The 26,999-nt window shown below is 32.8% G+C and carries 28 protein-coding genes; 16 read left to right on the forward strand and 12 right to left on the reverse strand.

The window, feature by feature from the left end; all coding sequences use genetic code 11:
* Positions 1 to 2: 2 nt before the first annotated feature.
* Positions 3 to 929, forward strand: coding sequence for a prolyl oligopeptidase family serine peptidase (locus tag ACJ6WR_RS10545; protein ID WP_323490082.1), 927 nt, complete (start codon positions 3 to 5; stop codon positions 927 to 929).
* 311 nt (positions 930 to 1,240) lie between these two features.
* Here the strand turns inward: ACJ6WR_RS10545 and ACJ6WR_RS10550 are convergent, their stop codons facing one another.
* Positions 1,241 to 2,878: a S41 family peptidase gene (locus ACJ6WR_RS10550; RefSeq protein ID WP_323490083.1), complete on the reverse strand. Its 1,638-nt coding sequence runs from the start codon at positions 2,876 to 2,878 to the stop codon at positions 1,241 to 1,243.
* A gap of 97 nt (positions 2,879 to 2,975) precedes the next feature.
* A complete protein-coding gene (locus ACJ6WR_RS10555) occupies positions 2,976 to 3,398 on the reverse strand; it encodes a ribonuclease P protein component (RefSeq protein WP_039113829.1) in 423 nt (140 codons plus the stop codon).
* A gap of 125 nt (positions 3,399 to 3,523) precedes the next feature.
* Between ACJ6WR_RS10555 and ACJ6WR_RS10560 the strand changes: the two genes are divergently transcribed.
* The 3 genes from ACJ6WR_RS10560 (at position 3,524) to ACJ6WR_RS10570 (ending at position 6,157) form a co-directional block, all read left to right on the forward strand.
* The gene (locus ACJ6WR_RS10560) at positions 3,524 to 4,258 is read left to right on the forward strand and encodes a lysophospholipid acyltransferase family protein (RefSeq protein WP_039113830.1); all 735 of its coding nucleotides are present in this window, start codon (positions 3,524 to 3,526) and stop codon (positions 4,256 to 4,258) included.
* Positions 4,259 to 4,268: 10 nt separating this feature from the next.
* Positions 4,269 to 5,261 (forward strand): acyl-ACP desaturase, encoded by a 993-nt coding sequence (locus ACJ6WR_RS10565; protein ID WP_039113467.1) that lies wholly within the window; start codon positions 4,269 to 4,271, stop codon positions 5,259 to 5,261.
* Between the two features lie 242 nt (positions 5,262 to 5,503).
* Positions 5,504 to 6,157 carry an HD domain-containing protein gene (locus ACJ6WR_RS10570; protein ID WP_039113831.1) on the forward strand — a complete coding sequence of 218 codons (654 nt, stop codon included), beginning with the start codon at positions 5,504 to 5,506 and terminating at the stop codon, positions 6,155 to 6,157.
* Positions 6,158 to 6,301: 144 nt separating this feature from the next.
* Here the strand turns inward: ACJ6WR_RS10570 and ACJ6WR_RS10575 are convergent, their stop codons facing one another.
* The 7 genes from ACJ6WR_RS10575 to ACJ6WR_RS10605 form a co-directional block, all read right to left on the reverse strand.
* Complete coding sequence (locus ACJ6WR_RS10575; protein WP_409417762.1) at positions 6,302 to 6,832, reverse strand: hypothetical protein; 531 nt, start codon at positions 6,830 to 6,832, stop codon at positions 6,302 to 6,304.
* A 66-nt stretch (positions 6,833 to 6,898) separates the two neighbouring features.
* The gene (locus tag ACJ6WR_RS10580) at positions 6,899 to 7,300 is read right to left on the reverse strand and encodes a hypothetical protein (protein WP_323490085.1); all 402 of its coding nucleotides are present in this window, start codon (positions 7,298 to 7,300) and stop codon (positions 6,899 to 6,901) included.
* A 160-nt stretch (positions 7,301 to 7,460) separates the two neighbouring features.
* On the reverse strand, positions 7,461 to 8,243 hold the full coding sequence (locus ACJ6WR_RS10585; protein WP_409417763.1) for an enoyl-CoA hydratase/isomerase family protein: 783 nt from the start codon (positions 8,241 to 8,243) through the stop codon (positions 7,461 to 7,463).
* 11 nt (positions 8,244 to 8,254) lie between these two features.
* A complete protein-coding gene (locus ACJ6WR_RS10590) occupies positions 8,255 to 9,670 on the reverse strand; it encodes an ATP-binding protein (protein WP_323490260.1) in 1,416 nt (471 codons plus the stop codon).
* Between the two features lie 137 nt (positions 9,671 to 9,807).
* Positions 9,808 to 10,359, reverse strand: a complete 552-nt coding sequence (locus ACJ6WR_RS10595; RefSeq protein WP_409417764.1) for a CopD family protein — start codon at positions 10,357 to 10,359, stop codon at positions 9,808 to 9,810.
* 65 nt (positions 10,360 to 10,424) lie between these two features.
* Positions 10,425 to 11,438, reverse strand: coding sequence for a ferrochelatase (hemH, locus tag ACJ6WR_RS10600; protein ID WP_323490087.1), 1,014 nt, complete (start codon positions 11,436 to 11,438; stop codon positions 10,425 to 10,427).
* Between the two features lie 147 nt (positions 11,439 to 11,585).
* Positions 11,586 to 12,458, reverse strand: a complete 873-nt coding sequence (locus ACJ6WR_RS10605; RefSeq protein ID WP_039113478.1) for an AraC family transcriptional regulator — start codon at positions 12,456 to 12,458, stop codon at positions 11,586 to 11,588.
* Between the two features lie 228 nt (positions 12,459 to 12,686).
* On the opposite strand from ACJ6WR_RS10605, the gene hemA reads away from it, so the two are divergent.
* The 9 genes from hemA (at position 12,687) to ACJ6WR_RS10650 (ending at position 20,449) form a co-directional block, all read left to right on the forward strand.
* A complete protein-coding gene (hemA, locus tag ACJ6WR_RS10610; RefSeq protein WP_409417765.1) occupies positions 12,687 to 13,943 on the forward strand; it encodes a glutamyl-tRNA reductase in 1,257 nt (418 codons plus the stop codon).
* A gap of 235 nt (positions 13,944 to 14,178) precedes the next feature.
* On the forward strand, positions 14,179 to 15,105 hold the full coding sequence (hemC, locus tag ACJ6WR_RS10615) for a hydroxymethylbilane synthase (protein WP_409417766.1): 927 nt from the start codon (positions 14,179 to 14,181) through the stop codon (positions 15,103 to 15,105).
* The gene (locus tag ACJ6WR_RS10620) at positions 15,105 to 15,779 is read left to right on the forward strand and encodes a uroporphyrinogen-III synthase (RefSeq protein ID WP_409417767.1); all 675 of its coding nucleotides are present in this window, start codon (positions 15,105 to 15,107) and stop codon (positions 15,777 to 15,779) included. The genes hemC and ACJ6WR_RS10620 overlap by 1 nt, the downstream gene beginning before the upstream one ends.
* A gap of 80 nt (positions 15,780 to 15,859) precedes the next feature.
* On the forward strand, positions 15,860 to 16,885 hold the full coding sequence (gene hemE, locus ACJ6WR_RS10625) for a uroporphyrinogen decarboxylase (RefSeq protein ID WP_039118433.1): 1,026 nt from the start codon (positions 15,860 to 15,862) through the stop codon (positions 16,883 to 16,885).
* A 124-nt stretch (positions 16,886 to 17,009) separates the two neighbouring features.
* Positions 17,010 to 17,663: a hypothetical protein gene (locus ACJ6WR_RS10630; RefSeq protein ID WP_409417768.1), complete on the forward strand. Its 654-nt coding sequence runs from the start codon at positions 17,010 to 17,012 to the stop codon at positions 17,661 to 17,663.
* A gap of 21 nt (positions 17,664 to 17,684) precedes the next feature.
* Positions 17,685 to 18,065, forward strand: a complete 381-nt coding sequence (locus ACJ6WR_RS10635) for a hypothetical protein (protein WP_035618549.1) — start codon at positions 17,685 to 17,687, stop codon at positions 18,063 to 18,065.
* 10 nt (positions 18,066 to 18,075) lie between these two features.
* On the forward strand, positions 18,076 to 18,615 hold the full coding sequence (locus tag ACJ6WR_RS10640) for a GNAT family N-acetyltransferase (RefSeq protein WP_409417769.1): 540 nt from the start codon (positions 18,076 to 18,078) through the stop codon (positions 18,613 to 18,615).
* Entirely contained in the window at positions 18,612 to 19,514 is a 903-nt protein-coding gene (gene hemF, locus ACJ6WR_RS10645; protein ID WP_409417770.1) for an oxygen-dependent coproporphyrinogen oxidase, read from the forward strand. Before ACJ6WR_RS10640 ends, hemF begins: the two co-directional genes overlap by 4 nt.
* The gene (locus ACJ6WR_RS10650; RefSeq protein ID WP_409417771.1) at positions 19,505 to 20,449 is read left to right on the forward strand and encodes a DUF4421 family protein; all 945 of its coding nucleotides are present in this window, start codon (positions 19,505 to 19,507) and stop codon (positions 20,447 to 20,449) included. The genes hemF and ACJ6WR_RS10650 overlap by 10 nt, the downstream gene beginning before the upstream one ends.
* 55 nt (positions 20,450 to 20,504) lie before the next feature.
* On the opposite strand, the gene ACJ6WR_RS10655 is transcribed toward ACJ6WR_RS10650, so the two are convergent.
* Positions 20,505 to 22,316: a hypothetical protein gene (locus ACJ6WR_RS10655; RefSeq protein WP_409417772.1), complete on the reverse strand. Its 1,812-nt coding sequence runs from the start codon at positions 22,314 to 22,316 to the stop codon at positions 20,505 to 20,507.
* Positions 22,317 to 22,319: 3 nt separating this feature from the next.
* Complete coding sequence (locus ACJ6WR_RS10660) at positions 22,320 to 22,952, reverse strand: hypothetical protein (protein ID WP_409417773.1); 633 nt, start codon at positions 22,950 to 22,952, stop codon at positions 22,320 to 22,322.
* 231 nt (positions 22,953 to 23,183) lie between these two features.
* Here ACJ6WR_RS10660 and hemB point away from each other — a divergent pair, with 231 nt between their 5' ends.
* Positions 23,184 to 24,176, forward strand: coding sequence for a porphobilinogen synthase (gene hemB, locus ACJ6WR_RS10665; RefSeq protein WP_039113492.1), 993 nt, complete (start codon positions 23,184 to 23,186; stop codon positions 24,174 to 24,176).
* Positions 24,177 to 24,195: 19 nt separating this feature from the next.
* Positions 24,196 to 24,594, forward strand: coding sequence for a c-type cytochrome (locus ACJ6WR_RS10670; RefSeq protein WP_409417774.1), 399 nt, complete (start codon positions 24,196 to 24,198; stop codon positions 24,592 to 24,594).
* 270 nt (positions 24,595 to 24,864) lie between these two features.
* Here ACJ6WR_RS10670 and ACJ6WR_RS10675 read toward each other — a convergent pair whose 3' ends face one another.
* Positions 24,865 to 26,049: an IS4 family transposase gene (locus tag ACJ6WR_RS10675; RefSeq protein WP_409415626.1), complete on the reverse strand. Its 1,185-nt coding sequence runs from the start codon at positions 26,047 to 26,049 to the stop codon at positions 24,865 to 24,867.
* A 304-nt stretch (positions 26,050 to 26,353) separates the two neighbouring features.
* Between ACJ6WR_RS10675 and ACJ6WR_RS10680 the strand changes: the two genes are divergently transcribed.
* Entirely contained in the window at positions 26,354 to 26,830 is a 477-nt protein-coding gene (locus ACJ6WR_RS10680; RefSeq protein ID WP_039113494.1) for a methylated-DNA--[protein]-cysteine S-methyltransferase, read from the forward strand.
* Positions 26,831 to 26,999 lie beyond the last annotated feature (169 nt).

Below are 26,999 nucleotides of genomic sequence, written 5' to 3' on the forward strand. Positions count from 1 at the left end.
ATATGAAGAAAGTTATTCTTTTGGTATTGCTGTTTTTATTCAATTTCAGTTTTGCACAAACATCAAAATCTAGTTTCACATTAGAGAACCGAAAAATTACGGATTACCCTTTTAATCCAGTTATTTCGGAAAAGATAAATGAAAAGATAGTTTTAAAAAAAGAATACCAATTTCTTGATTCTTTAAATTTCCGCAGTATTCATTACAAGTCTTTTGACAACCTAAAACTTAGAGGTTTTTTAATAGAACCTAAAAAGAAAGGGAACTATCCCGTTTTAATATACAATCGCGGTGGTAACGGTAATTTTGGTGCAGTTAATTCTGTTTTTTTAACGGAGTTTCTTAGCAAAATTGCCAATGAAGGTTATATTGTTATTGGTTCTCAACTCCGTGGAACTTCAGTAAGTGAAGGTGTAGACGAATTTGGTGGTAAAGATGTAAACGATGTCTTAAGTCTTTTTGATATTATAGATCAATTGCCTAATGCCGATAAAAACAGGATTGGTGTTTTTGGCTGGAGTCGTGGCGTTATGACTAATTTCCTGATGCTTAAAAAGACTAATCGTATAAAAACCAATATTGCAATTGCAGGACAAGCTGATTTAATTGAAACAAAACGTCCAGAGATGTTTGGGGTTTATAGAGAAAGAATTCCTGGTTACGCCAAAGATTCTGTTGCAGCCTTAAAAACCCGTTCTAGTTTACTGGCAATAGATTCTATCCAGAATAAAAAAGTTTCCCATTTTATTATTCAGGGTAATAAAGATGTAAAAGTTGATATTAGTAATGCCTTTGCTTTTTATTCCAAATTAAACTCAAAAGAATATACTACACGCTTATTGGTTTATGAAAATGAAGGACATGATTTAGAAATTGTGAACGATAATTTGTTAAATCAGATAGCCGATTGGTTAAAGAGATATTTATAGAATTTATTTTTAAAATATTGTAGTTGTCATTTAAGGAAACGAGCGTATAATTACAGTTGCGCTGTACGAAGTCTCCCGACTTCGTAGCCCTACTTTGGATTTACTATTTAATATTAGCTTGATTATAAAAATATGTTGTTTATTGGAGCGGGTGTGAAGTCGGGAGACTTCTCACAGCAATCGTGATAATAGGAAAACTTAAGGGAGTATAATTAACATTAACTCATAGACTTAAACTTGTACTTTTATAAAAAATGCCAAAAGAAAAATATTCCTTTTGGCATTTTTTTATAAAACCGATCTTTATTTAATTACATTTTTAAGATAGATTTATATTCCGTTTGGTTATTTAAAACTCCAACCGCCTTTTTAATCTCTGAGTTGTTTTTAAGATAATATTGATACAAACCTTCTTGATATTGGTATCTTTTTATTAATTCTTCCAAAATCAGATTTTTGATTTCTTTTTGGTTCTTGTCAAGTAAAGTAGTTTCGCTTTTCTCCAGTGCATTAAGTAATTGCTGATATTCAGAAGTAATAGTCTCGTCTATTTTTTCTTTTTTGGCTGCAGCCAAAGTGTTTTTTAAAGCCACTTCAGTTTCAGTATCAAAAGTAATCTTGTTGGTTTTCAAAAACTGTTTGAAGCTACTATAATCAGCGTCAGTTATTGTCGGAATTTGAGTTCCAAGATTAGGATTCTTATAATAATAACTAGTTGCATAGTCAAAAATACCATCGTTTTTAAGCAACGCATTAGTAATTGCACTCAATTTAGTTTCGTCTAATTCGATATCAGGCATAACCCCACCGCCATCATAAACAGTTCTTCCTTTTCTGGTTTTAAAAGCATTAAAGTTTTTCGAATCAGTTTTTGTAGCTACACCATTTTTGTCTTTATGAGCATAATCCAGTGCCTGAATACATCTTCCGGAAGGAGTATAATAACGAGAGATAGTTACTTTAAGTTGAGTTCCATAAGTAAGATCAACAGAACGTTGTACCAAACCTTTACCAAAACTACGACTTCCAAGAACAACCGCACGATCTAAATCCTGTAAAGCTCCCGATACAATTTCAGATGCCGAAGCACTTCTTCCGTTAACCAAAATAGCCAATGGGATTTGAGTGTCAATAGGTTCTTTAGTAGTTTTATAAGTGTTATTATGCTTTTCGATTCTCGATTTTGTAGTTACAATAACTTCATTCTTTGGTACAAAAAGATTGCAAATGTTTACAGCTTCATTAAGAAGTCCACCTGGATTCCCTCTTAAATCCAAAACTATCTGAGTTGCTCCATCACGTTTAAGTTGTTCTAATGCGGCTTGAGTTTCGGCAGAAGCTTTACGGCTAAAATGTGCCAAAACGATATAACCCGTTTTAGCATCAATCATTCCGAAAAATGGAACGGACTTAATATCTACTTCATCAAGAACGATATCAGTAGTATTCGTTTTTCCCTGGCGAAGGTATTTAATAGCGATCTTAGTGTTTTTAGCACCTTTTAGCAATTGCGAAGCATCATCCTTAAAGTCAGCAATTAGTACATCACCAATCTGGATGATTTCGTCACCAGCTTTAAGTCCGGCCTTATCGGCAGGATAATCTTTGTATTGTTCTTTAATAATCAATCGGTCTGCCTTTCGGGTAATCAGCGCACCAATTCCGGTATATTCTCCCGTATTGTTGATTTTAAAATTTAAAACATCTTGCTCATTAAAGTAAACAGTATAGGGATCTAAACTACCCAACATGCTTTTAATGGCTTTATCCATTAAATCACCAGGATTGGTTTCGTCCACATAATTAGTGTTTACAGCTTTAAATAAAGTTGTAAAGATTTCTATTTGCTTTGCGATTTCGAAGAAGTCGTCTTTAAAACTAGTTCCAATGAATAAAAAAGCAGCTGCAACAATAGGGATTATAAATTTTTTTTTGAAAAACGCGACCATGTTTGTGATTTATCTTAAATTTCAGAGTACTAAAATAAGAATAATTCAGCAACATTAACGAGAGTCTATACCGAAACACGTTTTTGAGTAGTAAAATCTATTGAATCGAATCGTTTTGTACGTCCGTTTCAGTTTCAGGAATAGGTTTTGGGTTTATCTGAAGTACAAATTTTTCAAACAATTGAATCGTTTTAGTATTGATTTCTTCATAAGACAGTCTGTCTTTTGTTTGATAAAAGAACATAAACGAATAAGGCTTGTCTAAATTGTCAAGTAAGATATGCTTGTTTAAACGATAAGTTTCGCGCAAAACGCGTTTGAAGTAATTACGATCAACAGCTTTTTTAAAATATTTTTTAGACGTCGAAACACCCATTTTTATTTTCTCATCTTGCTTTATATCACCAGAATAATAAACTAATCGCAACGGATATTTAGACACCGATTTTCCTTCAGAAAATAGTAGTCCAATTATTGTTTTGCTTTTTAGTCGTTCGTTTTTTGGGTAAGTAAAGCTCATTTTTTGATTTTGAAAAAACTGTGGATTATGCAACAAAGGTACAATTTAACAACAAACCTATTATTATTTGCGATTTAATTAGAGCTAAAAATATATTTATTACTTTTGCAGCTAATTTTTTAAGCATGCAAAAACTAATTTCGTACCCCATTTCCGTTATTTATTATTTGTGTTTTGGATTTTGTTTAGCAATTTTCCATCCAATTCAATGGGTTTGTTTTAATGTTTTTGGTTACCAAGCACATAAAAAAAGTGTAGATTACCTTAATTTCTTTTTGGTTAGATGTACAAACCTAGTTGGTACAACATATAAATTTGAAAACAGAGAATTAATTCCAACTGGAGTTCCTATTATTTTTGTTTCAAATCACCAAAGCATGTACGATATTGTGGCAATGATTTGGTATTTACGCCGTTTTCATTGTAAATTTGTAAGTAAGAAAGAGTTAGGTTCAGGAATACCAAGTGTATCTTATAATTTACGTCATGGAGGTTCCGTCCTAATTGACCGTAAAGATCCTAAACAAGCCATTCCTGCTATTAAAGGATTGTCTGAATATATTGAAAAAAATAATCGTGCTGCCGTAATCTTCCCCGAAGGCACTCGAAGTAAAACTGGAAAACCAAAGGAATTTGCTCAAAACGGTTTGAAGATATTATGCAAATATGCACCATCTGCATATGTTGTACCTGTTAGTATTAATAACTCATGGAAAATGGTAAAATTTGGCTTTTTTCCTGTGGGTTTAGGAAATCATCTTACCTTTACCATCCATAAACCGTTAGCGGTGAAGGATTACGATTTTACAACGATAATGGAAAAGTCGGAAAAGGCTGTAGTAGAAGGAGTTAAAATTTAAATTATATAAAATGTCTATAAAGAACATTCGATTAGAAGTGATGCAGTTTTTAGAGAAAAACGTAGACAGCTTCGTTGAACAGTATTTAATACCTGTTGAAAAGATTTGGCAGCCGTCAGATTTTTTACCCAATTCTGAAAAAGATACTTTTTTTGAAGAGGTAAAAGAACTACGCGAAATAGCAAAAGAATTACCATACGATTTTTGGGTAACTTTAGTAGGTGATACAATTACCGAAGAAGCATTACCAACATATGAATCTTGGTTAATGGATGTAGAAGGTATTAATCAAGTAGAAAATGGTGGAAACGGTTGGTCTAAATGGATCAGACAGTGGACTGGTGAAGAAAACCGTCACGGTGATTTGCTAAACAAATACTTGTATTTGTCTGGTCGTGTAAATATGCGCGAAATAGAAATGACCACACAACATTTAATCAATGATGGTTTTGATATCGGGACAGGAAGTGATCCATACAAAAACTTTGTGTACACTAGTTTTCAAGAGCTTGCAACGTATGTTTCTCATAACAGAGTAGCACAAATGGCTAAGAAATATGGCGATAACAAATTGTCTAAAATGTGTAAAATGATTGCTGGTGACGAAATGCGCCATCATCATGCATATAGCGAATTTGTTACTCGTATTTTTCAAGTTGATCCTAGCGAAATGATGCTTGCTTTTCAATACATGATGAAGCAAAAAATCGTTATGCCAGCGCATTTCCTTAGAGAATCAGGGCAAAAAATAAGTTCTGCTTTTGAGCAATTTTCTGATTCAGCACAACGTATTGGTGTTTACACTGCTAGCGATTATGTAGATATCATGCAAAAGTTAATTGACAAATGGGAAATTGACAAAATTGGTGGTCTTACAGATGAAGCTGAAAAAGCGCGTGATTACTTGATGAAATTACCAGGAAGAATGGCAAAAATATCCGAAAGATTAGTTATTCCTCAAGAGTCACATATCTTTAAATGGGTAGAGCCTGCAAGACTTTAAATTTTAAATTTCTGATTTTGAGTTTAGATTTAGGATTTTAAATTGAATTTCTATTTTGAAGCTGAACTTTGAAAAAATATAAATATTTATGTTGATTGTTAAGGTTTTCAAGACTTTGACAATCAACATTTTTTATTTAAAATAAGGATTTAGAGGTAATTTTTTTATTTAAATCCTGTTAATCTGCAAAATCTGTATACTATTTTTAGTCTTGCAGAGAAGCACTAATTAAATACATGAATATGAATAATTCTGAGATAATAAGTAAAACAATCACTTTTGTAAAAGAAAAACTAAATGATGCCGAAGGAGGGCATGATTGGTTTCATATTGAGCGAGTGTATAAAAATGCACTTTTAATCGCTAATAACACACCTTGTGATGTTACAGTGGTAAAATTAGGTGCTTTGCTACATGATATTGCCGATAGTAAGTTTCATAACGGAGATGAAACTATTGGACCAAGAACAGCAAGATTGTTTTTAGAGTCAGAAAATGTTTCGGAAGAGATTATAGCGCATGTTGTAAGTATTATAGAAAACATATCATACAAAGGAGGCAATTTTGAAAAGAAATTTAATTCGACAGAATTAGATATCGTACAAGATGCAGACCGTTTAGATGCTATTGGTGCAATAGGTGTTGCAAGAGCGTTTCATTACGGAGGGTTCAAGGATAGAACTATCTATGATCCTAATATTGCTCCGATTACCAATATGACTAAGGAAGAATATAAAAAGAATAATGCGCCAACAATTAATCATTTTTATGAGAAATTATTGTTGCTAAAAGATAAAATGAATACCGAAACTGGAAAGCAAATCGCTGCCGAAAGACACCGTTTTATGGAAACATTCCTTTCACAGTTTTATGCTGAGTGGGAAGGGGTGAAGTAGTATTCAGTCTCAGTATTCAGTTTTTAGTGAAATATAAACTCTGAAAAGTAATCAGTAAGAAGAGTTTAGTTTGTCAGGTTGAGCGGAGTCGAAGCCTTTTAAAAAAAAGAGCCTAAGTTTATGTATTAAACTTAGGCTCTTTTTTTAGTCTTTTAAGCTATAAAGTATTTTTTGGAAATCTGCTTTATACTTGTCTTTGTTCTCCATAGAACACCAGGATAAAACTTTGTAAAAAGCGGTTTTTGTTTCTACAATCCCAACAAAGTAGTAAATGCTATTATTGATTTCTTTGTCAAAATAACTTGCATCACATTCGATAAAACTGATCTCTCCTTTTTTTGTCGATTTTGGTTTTGATACATTTCTTTTTTCTTCATCTTTTAGAAAGTCTTTAATGAAATCCTCGTAAAATTCGTTAGTAGAGGTGTAGTTCATTTCAAGAAGTTTCAACTCTTCTTTAGTATCAAAAATGACAACTCCATAAATATCTTTTACTACGTTTTTATATTGTATGGCAGCAGAGCTGTTTAAATCAGCAGTTTTGCTCATATAATCGGGTAAACTGATATCAAAAGTGTGTCCTGCTTTATACTCTTTAAAAGTGCTTTGAGAGAAAATAGCTGTACCCATAAAAAGTGTAGTTATTAAAAATAAAGATGTTACTGTAGTTTTCATTTGGAATATTTCTTGGTGGTTTTGGTTATGAATGATTAGTAGAGACGCACCGCAGTGCTTCTTTGATTATATAATACCTTTTTCAATCATCTCAAGCATTACTGGAGATGTATTTTTAAAAGTCGGAGCTTGTTCGATAATGCTTCCTACATTCTTTTTATTTACTTTAAAAGTAATATCAGCATCGGTTGTAAACAATAAAGCCGTTAAAAAAGGATTCTTGATGTATGGAGTCAGAACAATAAAAGCTTCATCAAGAGTATGGAAACTTTCTATTTCTTCTGTTTTATAACGTGCTGTAAGAGAAACACCGTAAGTGTTGTCTTCGTTGATGACAAGACGGAAATAGATGTTCTTTATTTCGGTGTCACCAATGGTTTTAGCCAATGTAAGTTTAGCAAAAGTTCCGCTCTGGATACTTTCTTTTACTTTTTGCCAAAACTCTTTTAATATAGGTTCGTAAGACATGATGTTGTTTTAATATTATTTATTGTTTTAACAGTTTAATGACTTAACCGCAAAGGGCGCAATCCCGAAGCTTCGGGATACGCAAAGAACGCTAGGGATAAAATCACACAAAGCTTTGCGAACTTTGCGTAAACCTTAGCGTTCTTTGCGGTAAAAAAAATTACTTCCCTGTAAATTCAGCTTTCCTTTTTTCTAAGAATGCTGTAGTTCCTTCGATGAAATCTTTAGTTCCAAAGCATTTACCAAAAGATTTTATTTCAGTTTCAAAACCATTTTTGCCATCTTTATAATTAGCATTTATAGCTTTAATCGCTTTAGAAATAGCGTATGGAGCATTCTTGATTATTTTTTCTGCAATACCGTTGCAATAAGCAATAAGTTCAGGCTGAGGCACTACGTGATTTACTAATCCGTATTGTTTAGCTTCTTGAGCGTTAAGCATTCCTGCAGTCATAATCATTTCCATAGCACGACCTTTACCAATAAGTTGAGGTAAACGTTGTGTTCCTCCATAGCCAGGAATAAGTCCTAAAGAAACTTCTGGTAATCCCATTTTTGCATTATCAGATGCAATTCGGAAATGACAAGCCATTGCCAATTCTAATCCGCCACCAAGAGCAAAACCATTTACGGCTGCAATAACTGGTTTCTTTAAGTTTTCGATAAAATCAAATAATTTCTCCTGACCTTCTGCTGCCAAAGCAGTTCCTTCTTCGATAGAATAATTAGCAAATTCTGAAATATCAGCTCCGGCTACAAATGCTTTTTCTCCGCTTCCAGTTAATACAATCACACGAATGTCATTGTTTTTTGCCAATAATTTAAATGCTTTTTGCAAATCATTAATCGTTGTTTTATTCAAAGCATTAAGCTTCGTAGGACGATTAATTGTAACGGTTGCAATTTTCTCTTCGATTGAGACTAGTATATTTTCGTAGTTCATGATACTGTTATTTATGAGTTTGTAATTGGTAATGTAACCGTAAATGTGGTTCCTTTTCCGTATTCTGTTTCAAAGGTAATTGTTCCTTTATAATTTTCGATAATGTTTTTTATAATTCCGAGACCAAGACCCATTCCGCTATTCTTTGTGGTAAACTTTGGTTCAAAAACGCGGTCAACATCTTGTTTTTGTATTCCTATTCCGTTGTCTGTTACAGTAATTTCAACATTGTCGCCTTGTCTTTTTACAGTAACCAAAATCGATTTATAATGTTGGATTTCTGGAATGGCTTGTGTGGCATTTTTAACCAGATTGGTAATAATTCGGATAAGTTGTGTTCTATCCATTTTCGAAATAATCTCTTCCTCTTCACTTTGGAAAACAATATATTCTTCGTTAAAGATATCTAGCGAAAGCTCTACCACTTCCACCACATTTAATGTTTCGTTTTGTTGTGCAGGCATCGAAGCAAAATTTGAAAATGCTGAAGCCACAGCTGTCATGGTATCTATTTGCTGAATTAATGTTTCGGAGTAATCATTCAGTTTTTGCTTAACATCAGGAGCCGTTGGGTCAAATTTTCTTTGGAAACTTTGTACTGTCAAACGCATTGGCGTAAGCGGATTTTTAATTTCATGTGCTACTTGTTTCGCCATTTCGCGCCAAGCTTCCTCACGTTCGCTTTGAGCTAGTTTTATGGCACTTTTCTCGAGTTTTTCCACCATTCCGTTGTAAGACTTGATTAGGAAGTTAATCTCTTTACTGCTGGCCTCTAAAACAATCATTTCGTTTTTCTGGTTCAGGTTGGTCTCACTCAACTTATCCGAAATGGTTTTTAATGATTTGGTGATGTAGGTTGATAGGAAATAAGCCAGTGCAAATGCTACAATAAGCATAAACGAATAAACCTGACCCAAACGGATAAGGAAAGTATTAAGCTCATTTTCATAATACCCATCATCTTCAATATATGGTAAGTTCAAAATCCCGAGCGGTTTGAATTTTTCGTCTTTTATTAAACTATACGAAGAACGGTTTTTTACACCATCTTGAGTTTTTATATCGACAAAGCGCTTTTCTATAGAAGAACGCACTAGTTTTAAAATGTATTCAGGGATTGGCGGCGAAACTTTATCAACAGCAAATGATTCTTTGGATGATTTTAAAAGTTGCCCTTTAAGACTATAAATGTTGATTTCGATATTATGAATTTGTGCTAGCTCATGAATTTTATCTTTAAAAATCAAATCCAAATTGGCAGTTTTTAAAGGATAAGTTGTAGTAGCAAGAACATAATTGATGTGTTCTTTTACTGCATTTTCTTTTCGCTCTAAACGCTCTTGATGATATTCTTTGGCCTCATTCTTAAATTGAATAATCGAAATCGAAGCCAATAAAACAGAAGCAACAACAATCAATACAATCATCGAAAGGAATATCCTTACACGCAACGAAAGCATCGACATTTTGAAGTTCTTGAACATTTTTTTAGTATTTAGTTTTGAGTTCCAGTCGCAGTTTTAAGTCTCAGTGCAAAACTGGAAACTGCGACTAGTACTGAAGACTATTTATTTTTCTCTCGTATTCTTTTATAAAATTGAAAGCCCAACATGATTAAAACCGAGAACAATATAATCCCGATTACACCATAAATCCAGTTTACAGCATTTTTTAAAACAACCAAAAACACTACAGAGAACAAGATTATCGTTGCTCCTTCATTCCACAAACGCATGAAATTATTAGTGTGTTTTACTTCGTCATTTTGTAATTGCTTAAATATCTGATGGCATTTTCCGTGATATAAATATAATAAAAATACAAAGCAAAGTTTTACGTGCATCCAGGGCATTTGTAACCATGATTTACCTAAATCGGTAAAAAACAACATCCAGAAAGCAAAAATGCTTGCTAAAACTGCCGATGGCCAAGTAATAATATACCACAATCGATACGTCATTATCTTGTATTGCTTTTGCAAAATCTCTTTTTCTGGTGATGGTTTATCATTGGCTTCGATTTGGTAAACAAATAATCGAACAATATAAAACAATCCAGCAAACCAAGTGATTACAAAGATGAGGTGTAATGACTTTAAGTAGTTATAGTATTCCATTATATATTTATAATTTTGGCCACAACTTGCGTCCAGTATAAAATCTTTTTTCTTTACTCTATTTTCTATTTAGCCCAATCTTTAATCCAGTTGCTTACCGTTACACACCATTCGTCATCATCATTTAAACATGGAATAGCAAGGAATTCTTCTCCGCCATTTTCTTGAAAATCTTCTTTGGCGCGCATGGCAATTTCTTCCAATGTTTCTAAACAATCAGAAACAAAAGCAGGAGTTACGACAGCTAAATTTTTGATTCCTTTAGCTGGCATTTTATTAATTTCAACATCAGTGTAAGGCTCTAACCATTTGTCTCCAGCCAATCTTGATTGGAAAGTTAAACTGTATTTATCTGCAGGAAGTCCTAATAACTTCACGACCTGTCTTGTGGTTTCATAACATTGATGACGGTAGCAAAAATCATGTGCTGGTGATGGTGTGTTACAACATGAACCATCGATTTTGCAATGTGATTTTGTTACATCAGTTTTGCGAATATGACGTTCTGGGATTCCGTGGTAAGAAAATAATAAATGGTCATATTCAAAACCAACTAGATTTCTTTTAATAGAATCGGCAAGGTTTTTAATATAATCTGGTTTATTGTAAAAGGCAGGAACATCGGTAAAAGTCATCTGTGGAAACTTCTTTTTACGAATTTCTTCAGCTTTAACCAATATTGTCAAAGTCGATGCCATTGCATATTGAGGATATAAAGGAAAAAGTAATACTTCGGTAACTCCTTTTTCATGTAATTCCTGAAGTCCTTTTTCAATTGTCATGCTTCCATAACGCATTGCCAATGCAACAGGGATATCAACTAATGGTTGTATTTTCTTTTGCATTCTTTCAGAAAGAACAACAAGAGGAGAACCTTCATCCCACCAAATCTTTTCGTAAGCATGTGCTGATTCTTCGGGTCTTTTTCTTAAAATGATTCCACGAACTAATAATGCTCTCAATAAATACGGAACGTCGATTACGTATTTATCCATTAAAAATTCATCTAAATACGGTTTTACATCTTTTGGAGTTGGACTTTCGGGTGAACCTAGATTTACTAATAATACGCCTTTCATTATGATTTTCTTGCTTTAGGCTTTAAGCTTTAGGCTTTAAGCATTTGTTTGTTTAAATTTTCGTCAAAAGTATGTAATACAACTTTTGAGAAATATGATAAATATTATTTTTTATTTATGTTTTGATATATAAAATTGATGTTGATTTTAAATATTAGTATTTATCGACATCAGATATTTTTTTGGAGTTGTTGCAAATTTCTTTTTAAAAGCTGCAATAAAATGACTTCCAGTACTATATCCTATTTTTAAACCTACTTCGTTTACATTATAAGAACCACTGTCGAGTAATTTTCGGGCATAATCCATTTTATAGTCGAATAGAAACCCATAAACAGTATCGCCATAAATTTGTTTGAAACCCATTTTTAGTTTCTTCAGGTTCAAACCAATTTCATCGGCTAGTTCCTGTAAACCTGGTGGTTCAGCCATATTGGCGATAATAATTTCTTTGGCTTTTCGAATTTTTAAAACATTGTCTTCATCTATTAAAAACGGACATTGTTCTGCATTTGGATCTTCGGTTCTGTTAAAATATAAACTCAATAACTCGTATCCTTTGCCTTTGTAATACAGGTTTTTTATTGATGGATGTAGATTATAATGAAATAGCTGACTCAGAACAATAGCCATCGATGGACTAATATTTCCTTCGTTATAATATTTCTTATCTTTATTATCGGCACTTAAAAAAGTGATGTAATCGGCTTCGGTTGAGAATAATGCATGAAATTTCTTAATCGAAATGATTACCGAAATAACCCATGAATTTGGCGAAAGTTCTAAATGGAGAGGTAATTCTTTTTGAGGATTGTATAAAAGTAGCGATTTTTCTTCTTTCAATTCCAATGCATAGCTGCCTTGATTGAATAGGAATTTTGCTTTTCCTTTTATACCAAAGTGAAACTGTATCAGCCCACTACCAATCTCCCGCTGGGCATTAAATAACTCCGAACTGTCATTCTGAAAACGAATAAGCGTAAAGTCGTCTTCAATTTTTATAATTTCTTGAGAACTCATAGCGATATTTTTTTTTGCTAAAAATGAAAGTTAATCTCAAATCTTATTTAGAATAACTCTAAATAAAACAATTCTAATGACTTGATTTTGCTGCAAAAATAACGTTTTTTGCATAATAACAACCAATTAGAATTAAAAAAACACATAGCGACACAAAAAGTACTTTGAGCGTTACTTTTATAAATACTATAATGATAATTTTGTTGCACTTTTATGACAAGGGCATTTATGGAAAATAATAACGTATCGAAACATCAGTATTTTTATTCAGTTGGACTGAGCTATAAAAAGGCCGATGCTGCGATTAGGGGTAAGTTTAGTTTAGACGCTGATGGAAAAACGCACCTGCTGGAACAAGCCAAGAATGAAGGAATTGAAAGTTTAATAGTTACATCTACATGCAACCGTACAGAAATATATGGTTTTGCAGAACATCCTTTTCAACTTATAAAATTGATTTGCGAAAACAGTAATGGTTCTATCGAAGAATTTCAGAAAGTTGGTTTCGTATATAAAAATCAAGAAGCAATTAATCATCTTTTTAGAGTAGGAACTGGTTTAGACAGTCAGATTTTAGGAGATTTTGAGATTATTGCTCAAATTAAAACTAGCTTCACACAATCAAAAGCATTTGGTTTAGCCAATACTTTTATCGAAAGATTAGTAAACGCAGTGATTCAGGCTAGCAAAAAAATCAAAAATGAAACCGAAATAAGTTCAGGTGCAACTTCAGTATCTTTTGCTTCGGTTCAGTATATTATAAAAAACGTTGAAGATATCGGGAACAAGAACATCTTGTTATTTGGTACTGGAAAAATTGGTAGAAATACTTGTGAGAATTTAGTAAAACATACTAAAAACGAACATATCACTTTGATAAACCGTACTAAAGATAAAGCCGAAAAACTTGCTGGAAAATTAAATCTTATTGTAAAAGATTATTCAGAGTTACATCTTGAACTACAAAAGGCTGATGTTGTTGTTGTGGCAACGGGAGCACAAAACCCTACAGTTGATAAAGCAATCCTAAATCTTAAAAAACCTTTATTGATCCTAGATTTATCGATTCCTAAGAATGTAAATGAAAATGTAGAAGAACTGGAAGGAGTTACTTTAATCCACATGGATTATTTGTCGCAACTTACAGACGAAACTTTAGAGAATCGTAAAAAACATATTCCTGCTGCCGAAGCTATCATTGAAGAAATTAAGGAAGAATTTGTAACCTGGACTAAAGGAAGAAAATTTGCTCCGACTATCAATGCTTTGAAAGAAAAACTGAATGCGATAAAAAATTCAGAGTTGGATTTCCAAAGTAAAAAAATAGCTGATTTTAACGAGGAACAAGCCGAAATTATCAGTGCAAGAATCATCCAGAAAATTACAACTCATTTTGCCAATCACCTTAAAGATGATAATACAATGGTAGATGAAAGTATCGAATGGATTGAAAAAGTATTTAAAATAGGAGTGAGCGCAAAATAAAATTTCGCATTACGCAAAATAAGATTTTACCATTAAGAGATTAAGAAAATTAAACTCTGTGTTATAAATACAATCCTTAATGAACCTTAATTTCTTAATGATGAAAATTAGGATAGCGAACTATTTTTTAAGGTAAGAGATTATCTTTATTAACTTAAAAGAATACTCACCAAGCTTAATGAACCTTAATTTCTTAATGGTAAAAAACAAGAAACCTTGGTTTTAATAAACAGAAATGGCAGATAAAATTATAAGAATAGGAACTCGCGATAGCGAATTAGCCCTTTGGCAAGCGCATACGGTCGAGAAAAAACTAAACGATTTAGGATATAAAACCCAAATTATTGCGGTTAAATCGCAAGGTGATATATTACTTGACAAACCACTTTACGAACTCGGAATCACAGGTATCTTTACTAAAACACTAGATATTGCCATGATTAATGGTGAAATAGATATTGCAGTGCATTCTATGAAAGATGTTCCAACGGCTTTGCCAAAAGGAATTGTTCAGGCAGCTGTTCTGGAAAGAGCCAATTCATTAGATATTTTGGTTCATAAAGGCAATCTGGATTTCTTAAATGAGTCTGCTACTATTGCAACCGGAAGTTTACGTCGCCAGGCGCAATGGTTAAACAAATACCCAAATCATAAAGTTGTTGATTTACGTGGAAACGTAAATACACGCATGCAAAAATTAAACGATAACGATTGGAGCGGAGCCGTTTTTGCAGCAGCAGGACTAGAGAGAATCAATTTAAAACCAGAAAATTATATTAATCTGGATTGGATGATTCCAGCACCAGCTCAAGGTGCAATGGTTGTTGTGGCTATGGAAAATGACAATTTTGCATTGGACGCTCTAACTCAACTTAATGATATCGAAACAGAAATTGTTACTTATATCGAACGCCAGTTTTTAAGAACTCTAGAGGGTGGTTGTACCGCACCAATAGGCTCTTTAGTTAAATATAATGATGAAGAAGATACACTTCATTTTCAAGGGGTTTTATTTTCTTTGGATGGAAAAATAAAAATCGAAATTGATAAGATTGTTCCAATTGAAGAATGGAAAAAACTAGGTTTTAATATGGCACTAGAAGTTCTAAAGAATGGTGGGGCTGAATTAATGAAATCGATTAAAGAATCTCTAAAAAAATAATGGCTAAAACAATTCAAATATTATCTACAAAAATACTTTCGAGTATTCAGAAACAAGAATTGCAAAAAGCAAATATTGATTTAGTAGAAGCAAATTTCATTGAAACTCAAAATAAATCTTTTAAGATTCAGGATATCAACGAAAATCTGATTTTTACGAGTCAGAATGCAGTTCATAGCGTTTTATCTGATCCAAAATCAGAAGAACTAAAAAGTAAAAATGTCTTTTGCGTTGGTTTAAAAACAAAGATTCTATTATCTGAAAGCGGATTTAATGTTGTAGCTTATACAGGTTACGCAGCTGATCTTGCCGAAATAATTACTTTGATTTATAGCAATGAAAGTTATACCTTTTTCAGTGGAAACCTTAGAAGAGAAACATTGCCAAAGGCACTAAAAGATGCTGGAGTAAAATTGAATGAGATTAATGTGTATGAAACTACATTGACACCTCAAAAAATCAATTCAGCTGTAGATGGAATCTTGTTTTATAGCCCATCTGGAATTGAAAGTTATCTGAAAGAGAATACTATTAAAAATGAAAAATGCTTTTGTATTGGAGAAACCACGGCAGAGGCTTTAGAAAAAATTACTAAAAACATCATCATCGCTGATCAACCAACTGTTGAAGATGTGCTTGAAGACGTAATTACTGAATATTGCAATAAGCTTTAGGCATTAAGCTGAAAGCAAAAAAATTATAGACAAACAAATGCTTAAAGCCTAAAGCTTAAAGCCTAAAGCAAATAAAAACCATGTTAAAAAACGACCTATTTTTAAAAGCACTTAAAGGAGAAACAGTTCAACGTCCGCCAGTTTGGATGATGCGTCAGGCAGGAAGATATTTGCCAGAATTTATCGCTTTGCGTGATAAATATGATTTTTTCACTCGTTGTCAGACTCCAGAATTAGCTGCAGAAATTACTGTACAGCCTATTCGTCGTATTGCTCCAGATGCTGCAATTTTATTCTCGGATATTTTAGTAGTTCCTCAAGCAATGGGAATTGAAGTATTGATGAAAGAGAATTTTGGTCCGTTTTTGCCAAATCCTATTCGTACGATGCAAGATGTTCAGAGAGTTTATATTCCGGACATTCAAGAAAGCCTTGGTTACGTTATGGATGCAATTAAGCTAACAAAGGAAATGCTGAATGATGAGGTGCCTTTAATTGGTTTTGCAGGTTCTCCTTGGACAATTTTCTGCTATGCTGTAGAAGGTAAAGGTTCTAAAAGTTTTGATACTGCTAAAGGATTTTGTTTTTCAAACCCAGCAGCAGCACATACATTGTTACAAAAAATTACAGATACAACTATTTTATACCTAAAAGAAAAAGTAAAAGCAGGAGTTGATGCTGTTCAGATTTTTGATTCTTGGGGTGGAATGCTTTCACCTGTAGATTATCAAGAGTTTTCATGGAAATATATGAACCAGATTGTTGAAGCTTTGGCTGATCATGCTCCAGTAATTGTTTTCGGAAAAGGATGTTGGTTTGCTTTAGGCGAAATGGGTCAAAGTCGTGCTTCGGCATTAGGAGTTGACTGGACTTGTTCGGCTAGAAATGCTCGTTACCTATCTGGAGGAAACATAACATTACAAGGAAATTTTGATCCATCAAGATTATTTTCTCCAATTCCAACAATCAAAAAAATGGTACACCAAATGATTGATGAATTCGGAAAAGACAAATATATCGTAAATTTAGGTCACGGAATTTTACCAAATGTTCCTGTAGACCACGCCAAAGCGTTTATTGACGCGGTTAAGGAATACGGAAATTAGTATATAGTTATCGGTTGCAGATTTCAGACTCACTAAAAGCTGAAATCTGTAGCTGAAAACAAACATTAGGGTACGAGATTACAAAGCTTGTTTATTTGATGATTTAAAAGAATACTGAAAATAAATGCTCGCAAATATAAACTTTCATAGAAACTCACCATTTTCTTTTATAGAATATGGTTTTTCTGCTTATTATGCGACTATTTTTTTGATGGTTTGGTTACATCCTGAACAATACAATACTAGTTTGATAAACGATTTAGCCATATTAATCGTTTTTGAATTTATAATGGTTCATTCAGGAGTTTTCATGGCGGTAATGCCAAAGAGATATTCTATTTTCGTCTTTTTCCCCATGTACGGTCTTTTTGCATATAGTTTCAATAATTCTGTTATTGATACCAATATTTTTTATATTTATTTGCTGGTAGTTTTAAATCGAATGCGATTTGCTTTCTCAAATGTTAGTGATGAAATCAGATTAAAAGAGATAGGAAAATCGGTTTTTAGGGCAATATTGTATTTTGTTTTACTTTTTGCCGTAGTGCTAGGGAATGCGTTTGTACCAAAACTAGGACTTACACCCGAATTTTTGGAAAAAGTTCATTACTTTGATAAAATAAAATCTAGTGGATTAATTATGGAAAAGCCATATATCGCAATGTGTATGGGTTTTTTATATTATTCATTACCCGTTTTATTTTTCTTATACAGAATAATAAAACGTACTTATAACTCTTACTTTGTAAAAGAGAGAGTGATAAAAAGATACTATTAGAAACTTTGCAGAAAATAAAATATGCTAAACAAAGGATTACGAGATGAAGAAAGCACCCGAATAGACAATGTACTTAAAGTATTGATGTCTATTGGATTCTTGCCTAAATTTTGGAATATCGAAGATACTAGTCTTATCGATAATGAACTTACAAGCTTTGGATTAAGTGTAGAGAGTATGGTTAATCTTAGCGAACAGGATTTAATTACGCTCTTAGTTAGATGCCATTTAGATTGGAATCAATTAGAATTATTTGGAGATTTTTTAGTTAGATTCTCCGTTGTAGATAATTATAACTTTTCAGGAAAAGCAATTGCCATTTATGAATATGTTCAGCAAGAAAGCAAGACCTTTTCATTTGGGATTATTAGTAAAATTGCTTCTGCAAAAGCAAATTTGTAAATCATAGCAAATGATAATCTATAAAACAGAAGAGTTTCATATAACAACTTTAACTTTAAAAGATGCGATAAGTCTTAATGAAATGATGCTCCATAATGTAGAACGTTTTAAGAGATTTTTCCCTAAAACGCTCTCTAAGAACTTAACTCTTGAAGCTTCAGAAGCTTATGTTTTAGAAAAAAATAACGAGATTCAATCCAATTCTGAATTTACTTTTGGAATTAAAGAAAACAAAACTGATAAAGTTGCAGGACTAATTATCATCAAAAAATTGAATTGGGAAACCAAACAAGGTGAACTTGCTTATTGTATTGGTGCAAGATATCAAGGAAAAGGTTGGGTATCTGATGCAGTAAGTCAAATTTCAAATTATGCTTTCAATGAATTAAATTTGAAAACATTACAAATCATTTCTCATAAAACGAATTTAGGAAGCATTAAAGTCGCAGAAAATTGCGGATTCCTATGGAGAAAAACATTAATTAGCGAATTTACTCCAACTAATGAACTTGCGTTAGATATGGAATTATATGAATTAACAAAAAGATGAAAGAACAATTTTATAAATATATACAAAGCCTTCAAGATACAATAGTTTTAGGATTAGAAGCAGTTGATGGTCAAGCCAAATTCCGTGAAGATATTTGGGAACGTCCAGAAGGCGGCGGCGGAAGAACACGTGTAATCGAGAACGGAGCAGTTTTTGAAAAAGGCGGCGTTAATATATCGGCAGTTCATGGTAAATTACCAGAAGCGATGCAAAAAATGTTTAATGTAGGCGAAGCCGATTTTTTTGCTTGTGGACTAAGTTTGGTTTTACATCCAAAAAATCCAATGGTTCCTACTGTCCACGCCAATTGGCGTTATTTTGAAATGTATGATGATCAAGGAAATGTAATTCAGCAATGGTTTGGTGGAGGTCAGGATTTAACGCCTTATTATTTGTTTGAAAAAGATGCGAAGCATTTTCATCAAACATGTAAAATAGCTTGTGACAAACACAATCCAGAGTTTTATCCAAAATATAAAAAACAATGTGATGCCTACTTTTGGAACGCGCACCGTAACGAAGCCCGCGGAATAGGAGGATTGTTCTTTGATTATTGCAAAGCAACAGACGAAATGAGCATGCAGGATTGGTACAATTTTGTTACCGAAGTAGGAAATAGTTTCTTAGAAGCCTATGTTCCAATTGTCGAAAGAAGAAAAATTCTATTATATACCGAAGAACAAAGAACATGGCAAGAAATTCGTCGTGGTCGTTATGTCGAGTTTAATCTGGTTCATGATAAAGGAACGCTATTTGGTTTAAAAACCAATGGTAGAATCGAGAGTATCTTAATGAGTTTGCCACCTCATGTACAATGGGTTTACGATCATCACCCAGAAGTAGGAAGCGATGAGGAAAAACTAATACAAACGCTTGAAAATCCTAGAGAATGGATGTAAAATTGATTTATATTATGTTTTTTGCAGGAGTTTTTGGGTGTTTTGCTCAAAAAGATTCTCTTCAAAATTCCTATTTTAAATCATATGATGATAAGGTTACCGCAAGTATTTATTATCTGGATACATCCAATAATTTTCAGTTTGTTTACCCTGTTCCTGGAGAAGGGACAAAAATTCTTAATTTAATTCCTAATCGAAAAGAACAATTAGGAGCTTCACTTTCGTTTAAGTTTGTTGATTTGTCATTTGGTTTCTCTCCAAAATTTTTAAATGCCAATAAAGATAATTCTGGTTCTAAGCTTTTAAGTCTTAATACAAGATTGTATCATAAGCAATGGATGCAGAGCTTTACTTATTTTTATCAAAAAGGGTTTTATGTAAGTCAAGATGGTATAGATGCGGCTTTCCCAGGATTTAAATCGATTAAAATTGGTGGAGCTACATCTTATATTTTTAATAAAAAGTTTTCTTATAAAGCGATCGCAAGTCAGAATGAGTGGCAAACAAAGAGTGCAGGAAGTTTTATTCCTAATTTTTCTGCTTATTACACCAATATAAAATATAATGGAGATGGAGATAAAATAAATGGGAAAACATATCTGTTCTCATTGGCGCCATCCTATTTTTATAATCTGGTTTTAGGAAAACATGTTTTGGTTTCCGCAGGATTATCTTTGGGTGCAGGTGTTTATTTTACAGAGGGTCATTCTAAAGTGGTTTCTGAATTGGATATGAGTTTGAAAACGGGGTACAATTCCGATTCTTTTTTTGCATTCATGAATATTAATTATCTCAATTTTGTTGAGGGTGAAACAAGTGATATAGGTTTAAATGATAACATATCGACTGTAAAAATTACGGCGGGTTATCGATTTAATGCTCCCAAAAAAGTGACCGAGATTTATGATAAAATAAATCAGAAAACGGGATTATAATAAAAAGAGAGAGGCACCAACGGTGCCTCTCTCTTTTTATCTACTAAAATCTAGATTATTTGCTAAGTTCCTGAACAAAATCTAACGTTTGCAGAATGATGTTCTTATTCGATTTTAACGAATTTAATCGTAATTCAATTTTCAGTTTATTATCAATCAATTTTTTCGAAGATTGAAGTGTTATATCGCTAAACTGTGTTGCAAATTGATCGATTTTTTTAATATCAGCAGTTTTTGTTTCAGCAGTATGACTATATGCATTAGAAATCTCTGGAATATTAAGCTTCGCTAAAAAGTAATTTTGCTTCAAGTCTTTCTTTACTTCCTTTACAAATGATCCGTTATTGGTGTTGAAGTAGTCACGAGAATTTGCAATTACTACTACATCCTTATCCTTAAGGATAAACAAATCTCCGTATTTACCGCTGGTTCCGGCGATTTCGTAATAATTTCCTTTTTGTACCAATAATTTTTTACGAACACCTAACTGTATCAGCTTGTCGCCAAATGTTGGATGTGTTGAGGTAAAAATCATTGAAAAAATCGGAATTGATTTCTTCTCTTTTTTCTCAACTTCTATTTCTTCATAATTATCGTCGTACTCGTAAGATTTTGACGTTACCTCAATTTCCTTAACATCGAGTAAGAACATGCTTAAATCACCGTCAAAAAGAGTTGCAGTGGCTTCCTCATCAACAATAGTCGAGATTAAATCCGTTACAATACCCATATCATCCTTTGTTAATGCAGCACTATTTAAAACTTCGGTCATTAAATTCGGAAAGTTTTTTAATGTTTCTTTGGTGTTAATATGATAGCTCATATAACCCAAAGGCTTTTTGTCAGGAAAATAATTAAAAATGTTTTTATTAATTTTTCTATTGGCCATTTTGTCCACAATATCAGCCATTGGTTTAGAGTATTCAATAATCTCTTCTACACGAGCATTATCATTATCAAAATAAAAATCCAAATTGATTCCCTTTACAAGGTTCCCCCAGTTTTTTTGAGAAGGCAAGAATTTATTATAAGTGGTAAATTGAGATAGAGTAGCGTAAGACTCGTAAAAAGAAGACATAGCTGCGCTGTAATTAATCCAAGATGAGATGTCTGCAGTAGCGTTTATCTTATCAGAAGATGGAGCAGTAAAACCTTTTTCGAAAAGAGATTTAATAAAATCATTTCGTTGTATCGATTGTAAACTATCAAAAGCAGCACGTCCAAGATCATATTCAACGTAATAGTTATCGGTAGAAACAGCTGTAGAGTCTATAGGTTCCTCTATTGTGTATGGAGTGTTAATGTCAATAGGAGATTCTCCTATAGGTTCTCCTTCATCTGGAGCTACATCTACAGTGATTTCTTCCTGAATTTCTGGAATATCGTATAGATTAGAGCTATACTTTTTTGTAAAACCTACAATCACAAGATAATTATCGTTCCATGCCATAGAACTTCCTTTATTTACAGAAGTTAATAGAGAGTATAGAGGAAAATCTTCGATTGTAGCGGTTGGGATAGAATCCGCATTTTTTTCTACATGCATTTTTTGCATGAATTGTTTAATGTCATTTCTATTCTTAATAGGAATTGTGACTTGGTAATACGGAATACTATCTGTGAAATTTCCGTTTACGCTTATTTTTTGGTCTAATTTAAAAAGGTTTGCATATTGGTTGATATCATAATCGGACTTGCCTTCAGTATATTTATTAATCAAAGAATGATTTAATACATCAAGAATATTTACTTTCTTAGAAAGTTGGTCGCCATTAAATTGTACAAAATAATCGTATGGTTTAGTATTGGTCTGACTATTGGCAAATAAGGTTGTTAATAGAATAAAATAGGTAAAAAAATGCTTCATATACTAGGGAATTAATTGGATTGTATTATTCATTAAAGACGATTTTTTAAGTACGCTGTACATATTTTGTTTTAAAAAAACGGTCTTTTTGTTTTTAGATATTTTACTGTTAGGGTTATCAGTGTTGGCAATATCACGGTCAAAGGTGTAAATCGAGATAATGTTGGCATGTTCCAAATCCTGTTTTTTCTTTGGGTCTTTTACCAGGTTCTCAGGAACAGGGTAAGAGGCAATCCTTTCAAAACTCTTAGCATTACTGCTAAAATGAATTTGGTCACTCTGATTATTAATACTATTTACAATGGCATTGAGTGCTTTTAAATTGGCATAATTAAGTTTTATAATGAAAACATAATTTTCAAAATCAGTTTTAGTACTTACATTTGAAATCCCATCTATTTTTAAAGCTTTTGCTTTAAAATCGGCTAGTTTCTTGGTGATTTCCTGTTCATTCGGGATTTTCACACCATCAACTTCTTCCAGCCAAATGGCAGATTTGGTCTTAAACCAAGATTTCGAAAAGTCAACCATAAGGGTGTATTCACCACTTTGATCGTCATGGTGTTTGATTCGTTCCGTTATCTCAAAACATCCTGTTAAGAGCAAACAGCAGCATAAAGCGAGAATTTTCTTCATCAGGCAAATTTAAATTTAAATATTTTAAAAACCATGATATAAGAAGATTCTTAAATGGGAAATATAAAACAGTAAATTTTAGATAATATTAACGCATTCTAAACAATGCTAAAAGCCTTATTCTGTTGATTTTTCTTTAACTTTGCGACACAATTTTAATTTCAACTTTAAAACGGATGTTAAGGCTTTTTTAGCATTAGCATACTTCTTAAAAATTTATAAAAAACACTTATGTTCCCACTACAAAGAAACCGCCGTTTAAGAACTAATGAATCTATTCGCTCTTTAGTTCGTGAAACTACACTAAGTCCAAATGATTTTATGCTTCCAATGTTTATTGCCGAAGGAAAAGATGTAAAAGTCGCCATTCCGTCAATGCCAGGAATATACCGTCATTCATTGGATAACACGATAAAAGAAGTAAAAGAAGCTTGGGCATTAGGGATAAAAGCAGTGAATCTTTATGTAAAAGTGAGCGAAAACCTTAAAGATAATAAAGGGGTAGAAGCTTGGAACAAAGATGGATTAATGCAACAAGCTATTCGTGCTATAAAAGATGCAGTTCCAGAAATGATTGTAATGCCAGATGTAGCACTAGACCCATTTTCTATTTACGGACACGACGGAATTATAGAAAACGGACAAGTTATAAACGATGCAACGGTAGATGCATTAACTCGTATGAGTTTAAGCCATGCCGATGCAGGAGCCGATTTTGTGGCACCAAGCGACATGATGGACGGTCGCGTTCTTGCAATCCGTAAAGCATTAGAAGAAAACGGACACCACAATGTTGGAATCATGAGTTATAGTGCCAAATATGCTTCGGCATTTTACGGACCGTTTCGTGATGCATTAGATTCTGCACCAGTTGATTCTTTAGATATTCCAAAAGATAAAAAAACATACCAAATGGATTATGCCAATCGTATCGAAGGACTTCGTGAAGCATTGCTAGATGTAGAAGAAGGAGCAGATATCGTTATGGTAAAACCAGGAATTGCTTATCTGGATATTGTTCGCGAGATAAAAGATGCAGTTCACGTACCAGTTGCAGTATATCAGGTTTCGGGAGAATACGCTATGGTAAAGGCCGCAGCCGAAAGAGGTTGGTTAGATCACGACAAAATCATGATAGAGCAACTACATTGCATTAAGAGAGCAGGAGCCAGTATTATCTCGACATACTTTGCCAAAGAAGCTGCTGTGATTTTAAATAAGTAAAAGATTGAAATACATAAGCATGAAAAAAATAATACTTGCATTTGCAATACTTGCATTCGTTTCTTGTAAAAAAGAAGAGAAAACAACAATCGATAATTCAGGAATGCCAATCGAAGAGTCGGCTACTTTAGAAGCTAAAACGCCCAAAGAATTAGGGAAAGCAATTTTCGAAGGACAAGGAAACTGTTTTGCCTGCCATCAGGTAGACCAAAAAGTTATCGGTCCAAGCATAAAAGAAATTGCCAAAATATACAAAGAGAAAAACGGAGACATGGTTACTTTTCTTAAAGGAAAAGGCGATCCAATAGTCGATCCAAGTCAGTTTGAAGTCATGAAAACCAATTTTCCTGTAACACAAGCCATGTCCGATGAAGAACTAAAAGCAATCGAAGCCTATTTTTATAGCTTTTTAAAGTAGGAGCTATCCCGATAGCTATCGGGACCGCCGCTATATCTTTATGTTTTTAAAGAAAAAACATAAAGGATGCCGCTTCTATCGGGGCTAAAAAACTAAAACCATTCGTATTTACGAGTGGTTTTTTTGTTTCTGAAAGGTTTTTAACTACAATCTTGTCTTTTCTGACGAAGGAAGAATCTCCGTAAGTAACTCAACAATAAATCATTTAGATTCGTAATCTCAAGTAGATCTTTGTCAAAGTTCAAAACCAAGGCTGTAAGGAACTTGGTTTCATGCATTAAATGTTTCTAATTTAGTAGGATCTCCACCACAATGTATTACTACTTGTTGAATAATGTCATTTTGCAATTGATTACAAAATGACATTTTGGGGATTTTATATCCTTTTAATTGATTTAGTTTTATGTAACTCAAAAGCAATATTGATGCAATTAAAATAATGTAAATCATTACTTGAATTCCATTCCACTGTCTTGAAAAATAGTGTTTAAAATTCAATTCTTGTTTTATAAATCTAAAGAAACGCTCAATATCCCAACGTCTTTTGTAAATTTCAGCTATTTGAATTGCTGTAAATTCATCTTCAGGTAAATTGCTTAAAAACAATATTTTTTCTCCATCAGATTTTAATATCCCCTCAACTAATCTAAAAACTATTTTAGTCTTCTTTTGATTAGCATAAAGGTAAACCTTGCTATGTCTTGTTAGTTTAAGGATTTCATTTTCAAAATCTAATAGAGTTACTTTACTACCTTTATCTACTTCATATTTAGATGATTTATAAATTCGGGTCACAAAATACTTATCATCATTAGAGAGTTCAACCATTGTCTTTCTATCCTTCATTCCCCTGTCAAAAACTGCAATATCTTTTTTATTGGCTATGTGTTCTTCTAGAATATTTCCCAAAGCCAAATCCTCACTAATCATTTTTTGATCTTTGTGAAACTTGACATTAAAAGGCAGCTCACTAAAGCCAATCGTGAATTTTATACTATTTTTTCCTTGTTCGCCTTTTTTGTTCTTTTGTCCATTTTGCATTCCAAAACTCAGTAAAGAAGCTGATAAACTTGTAATTGTTGAGTCATATAAACTTAATTTAGCTTTATCTTTTTCATTAAGTTTATCCTCAAAGATAGTAACAGTATGCTGATATAATTTCTCAAAATACGCAACGTTTATTTTTCCTATTCTCTCAGCAATACTACTGTGACTAACACTTTTATCTTTAGGAATTTGAGCATATTTACAAAAGAAATGATTTTCATAAAAATTCTCAAATACTCTAGAGCTAGCTCTATTTTCATTTAGAACTCCAAAAACACAAAGTTTAAATAATTCCTTACCTTTTAATTTTTTAGCATTCCAATCAACCATAGTTTCTCGAGCAAAAAAATCAAGTTGATCATCTGAGATATAACTTAATATTTCTCTCACATCTGTTCTGATTTGCATTTCATGATATGTTTAAAGATATACGAAAATAAAAATAATATTTTTTACTAAAGTTCCTTACAGCCTTGGTTCAAAACTTTGACAAAGGTTGCGTTAAGTCTGTTTAATTTGCGTGACATTTACCGGAATCTTATCATAATAAATACATGTTATAAACATTGCCAACGGTTTCAACCGTTGGAACGCAATATTGCAATCTGCTTCACGCGGTTGAAACCGTGAGCTATAATCAAAATATAATAGAATTTAAGATTGGTGGAGAGAAATCACAAATCATTACTATTATTTTTTTTACTTTTATAACATGGAAACAGCATACATTAATTCGCCTTTAGGAATCACCAAGATTGTTGGCGATGAAAACGGAATTTCAGAGATTACCGTTGCTAACGCTGGTGATAATGAGGTTTCAGATGTAATTGCAATAGAGTTGCAAGAAGCTGTTTCGCAATTAAATGACTATTTTTTAGGCAAAAGAACCGATTTCGATTTTAAGCTAAACCCCAAAGGAACAGAATTTCAGCAAAGAGTTTGGAAAGGATTACTTGAGATTCCTTTTGGTAAAACCATGAGTTATTTAGAACTATCTAAAAAACTTGGAGATGTCAAAGCTATTCGTGCAGTAGCATCGGCAAATGGTAAAAATCCACTTTGGATAGTCGTTCCATGTCACCGAGTAATAGGAACCGATGGTTCATTAACAGGATATGCTGGCGGATTATGGCGTAAAAAATGGTTATTAGATCATGAAAACCCTCTAAAGCAACAAAGTTTGTTTTAGGTGTTTTCTTGTAATGGTAAGAATTTTATGCATATTTGTAAGGAAGAATAAAACGATATTAAATAAAGTATAGAAATCTAAAACGAGTAATTCTAATCTTGGAAAGTTTGTAGGTGCTTTTAATGCGTAAATTAGGTTTAATACCTACAAGGTCAGAAAAAGACCTTGC

The sequence above is a fragment of the Flavobacterium sp. PS2 genome (assembly GCF_046250155.1).
In the GTDB taxonomy this organism is placed as follows: Bacteria; Bacteroidota; Bacteroidia; order Flavobacteriales; family Flavobacteriaceae; genus Flavobacterium.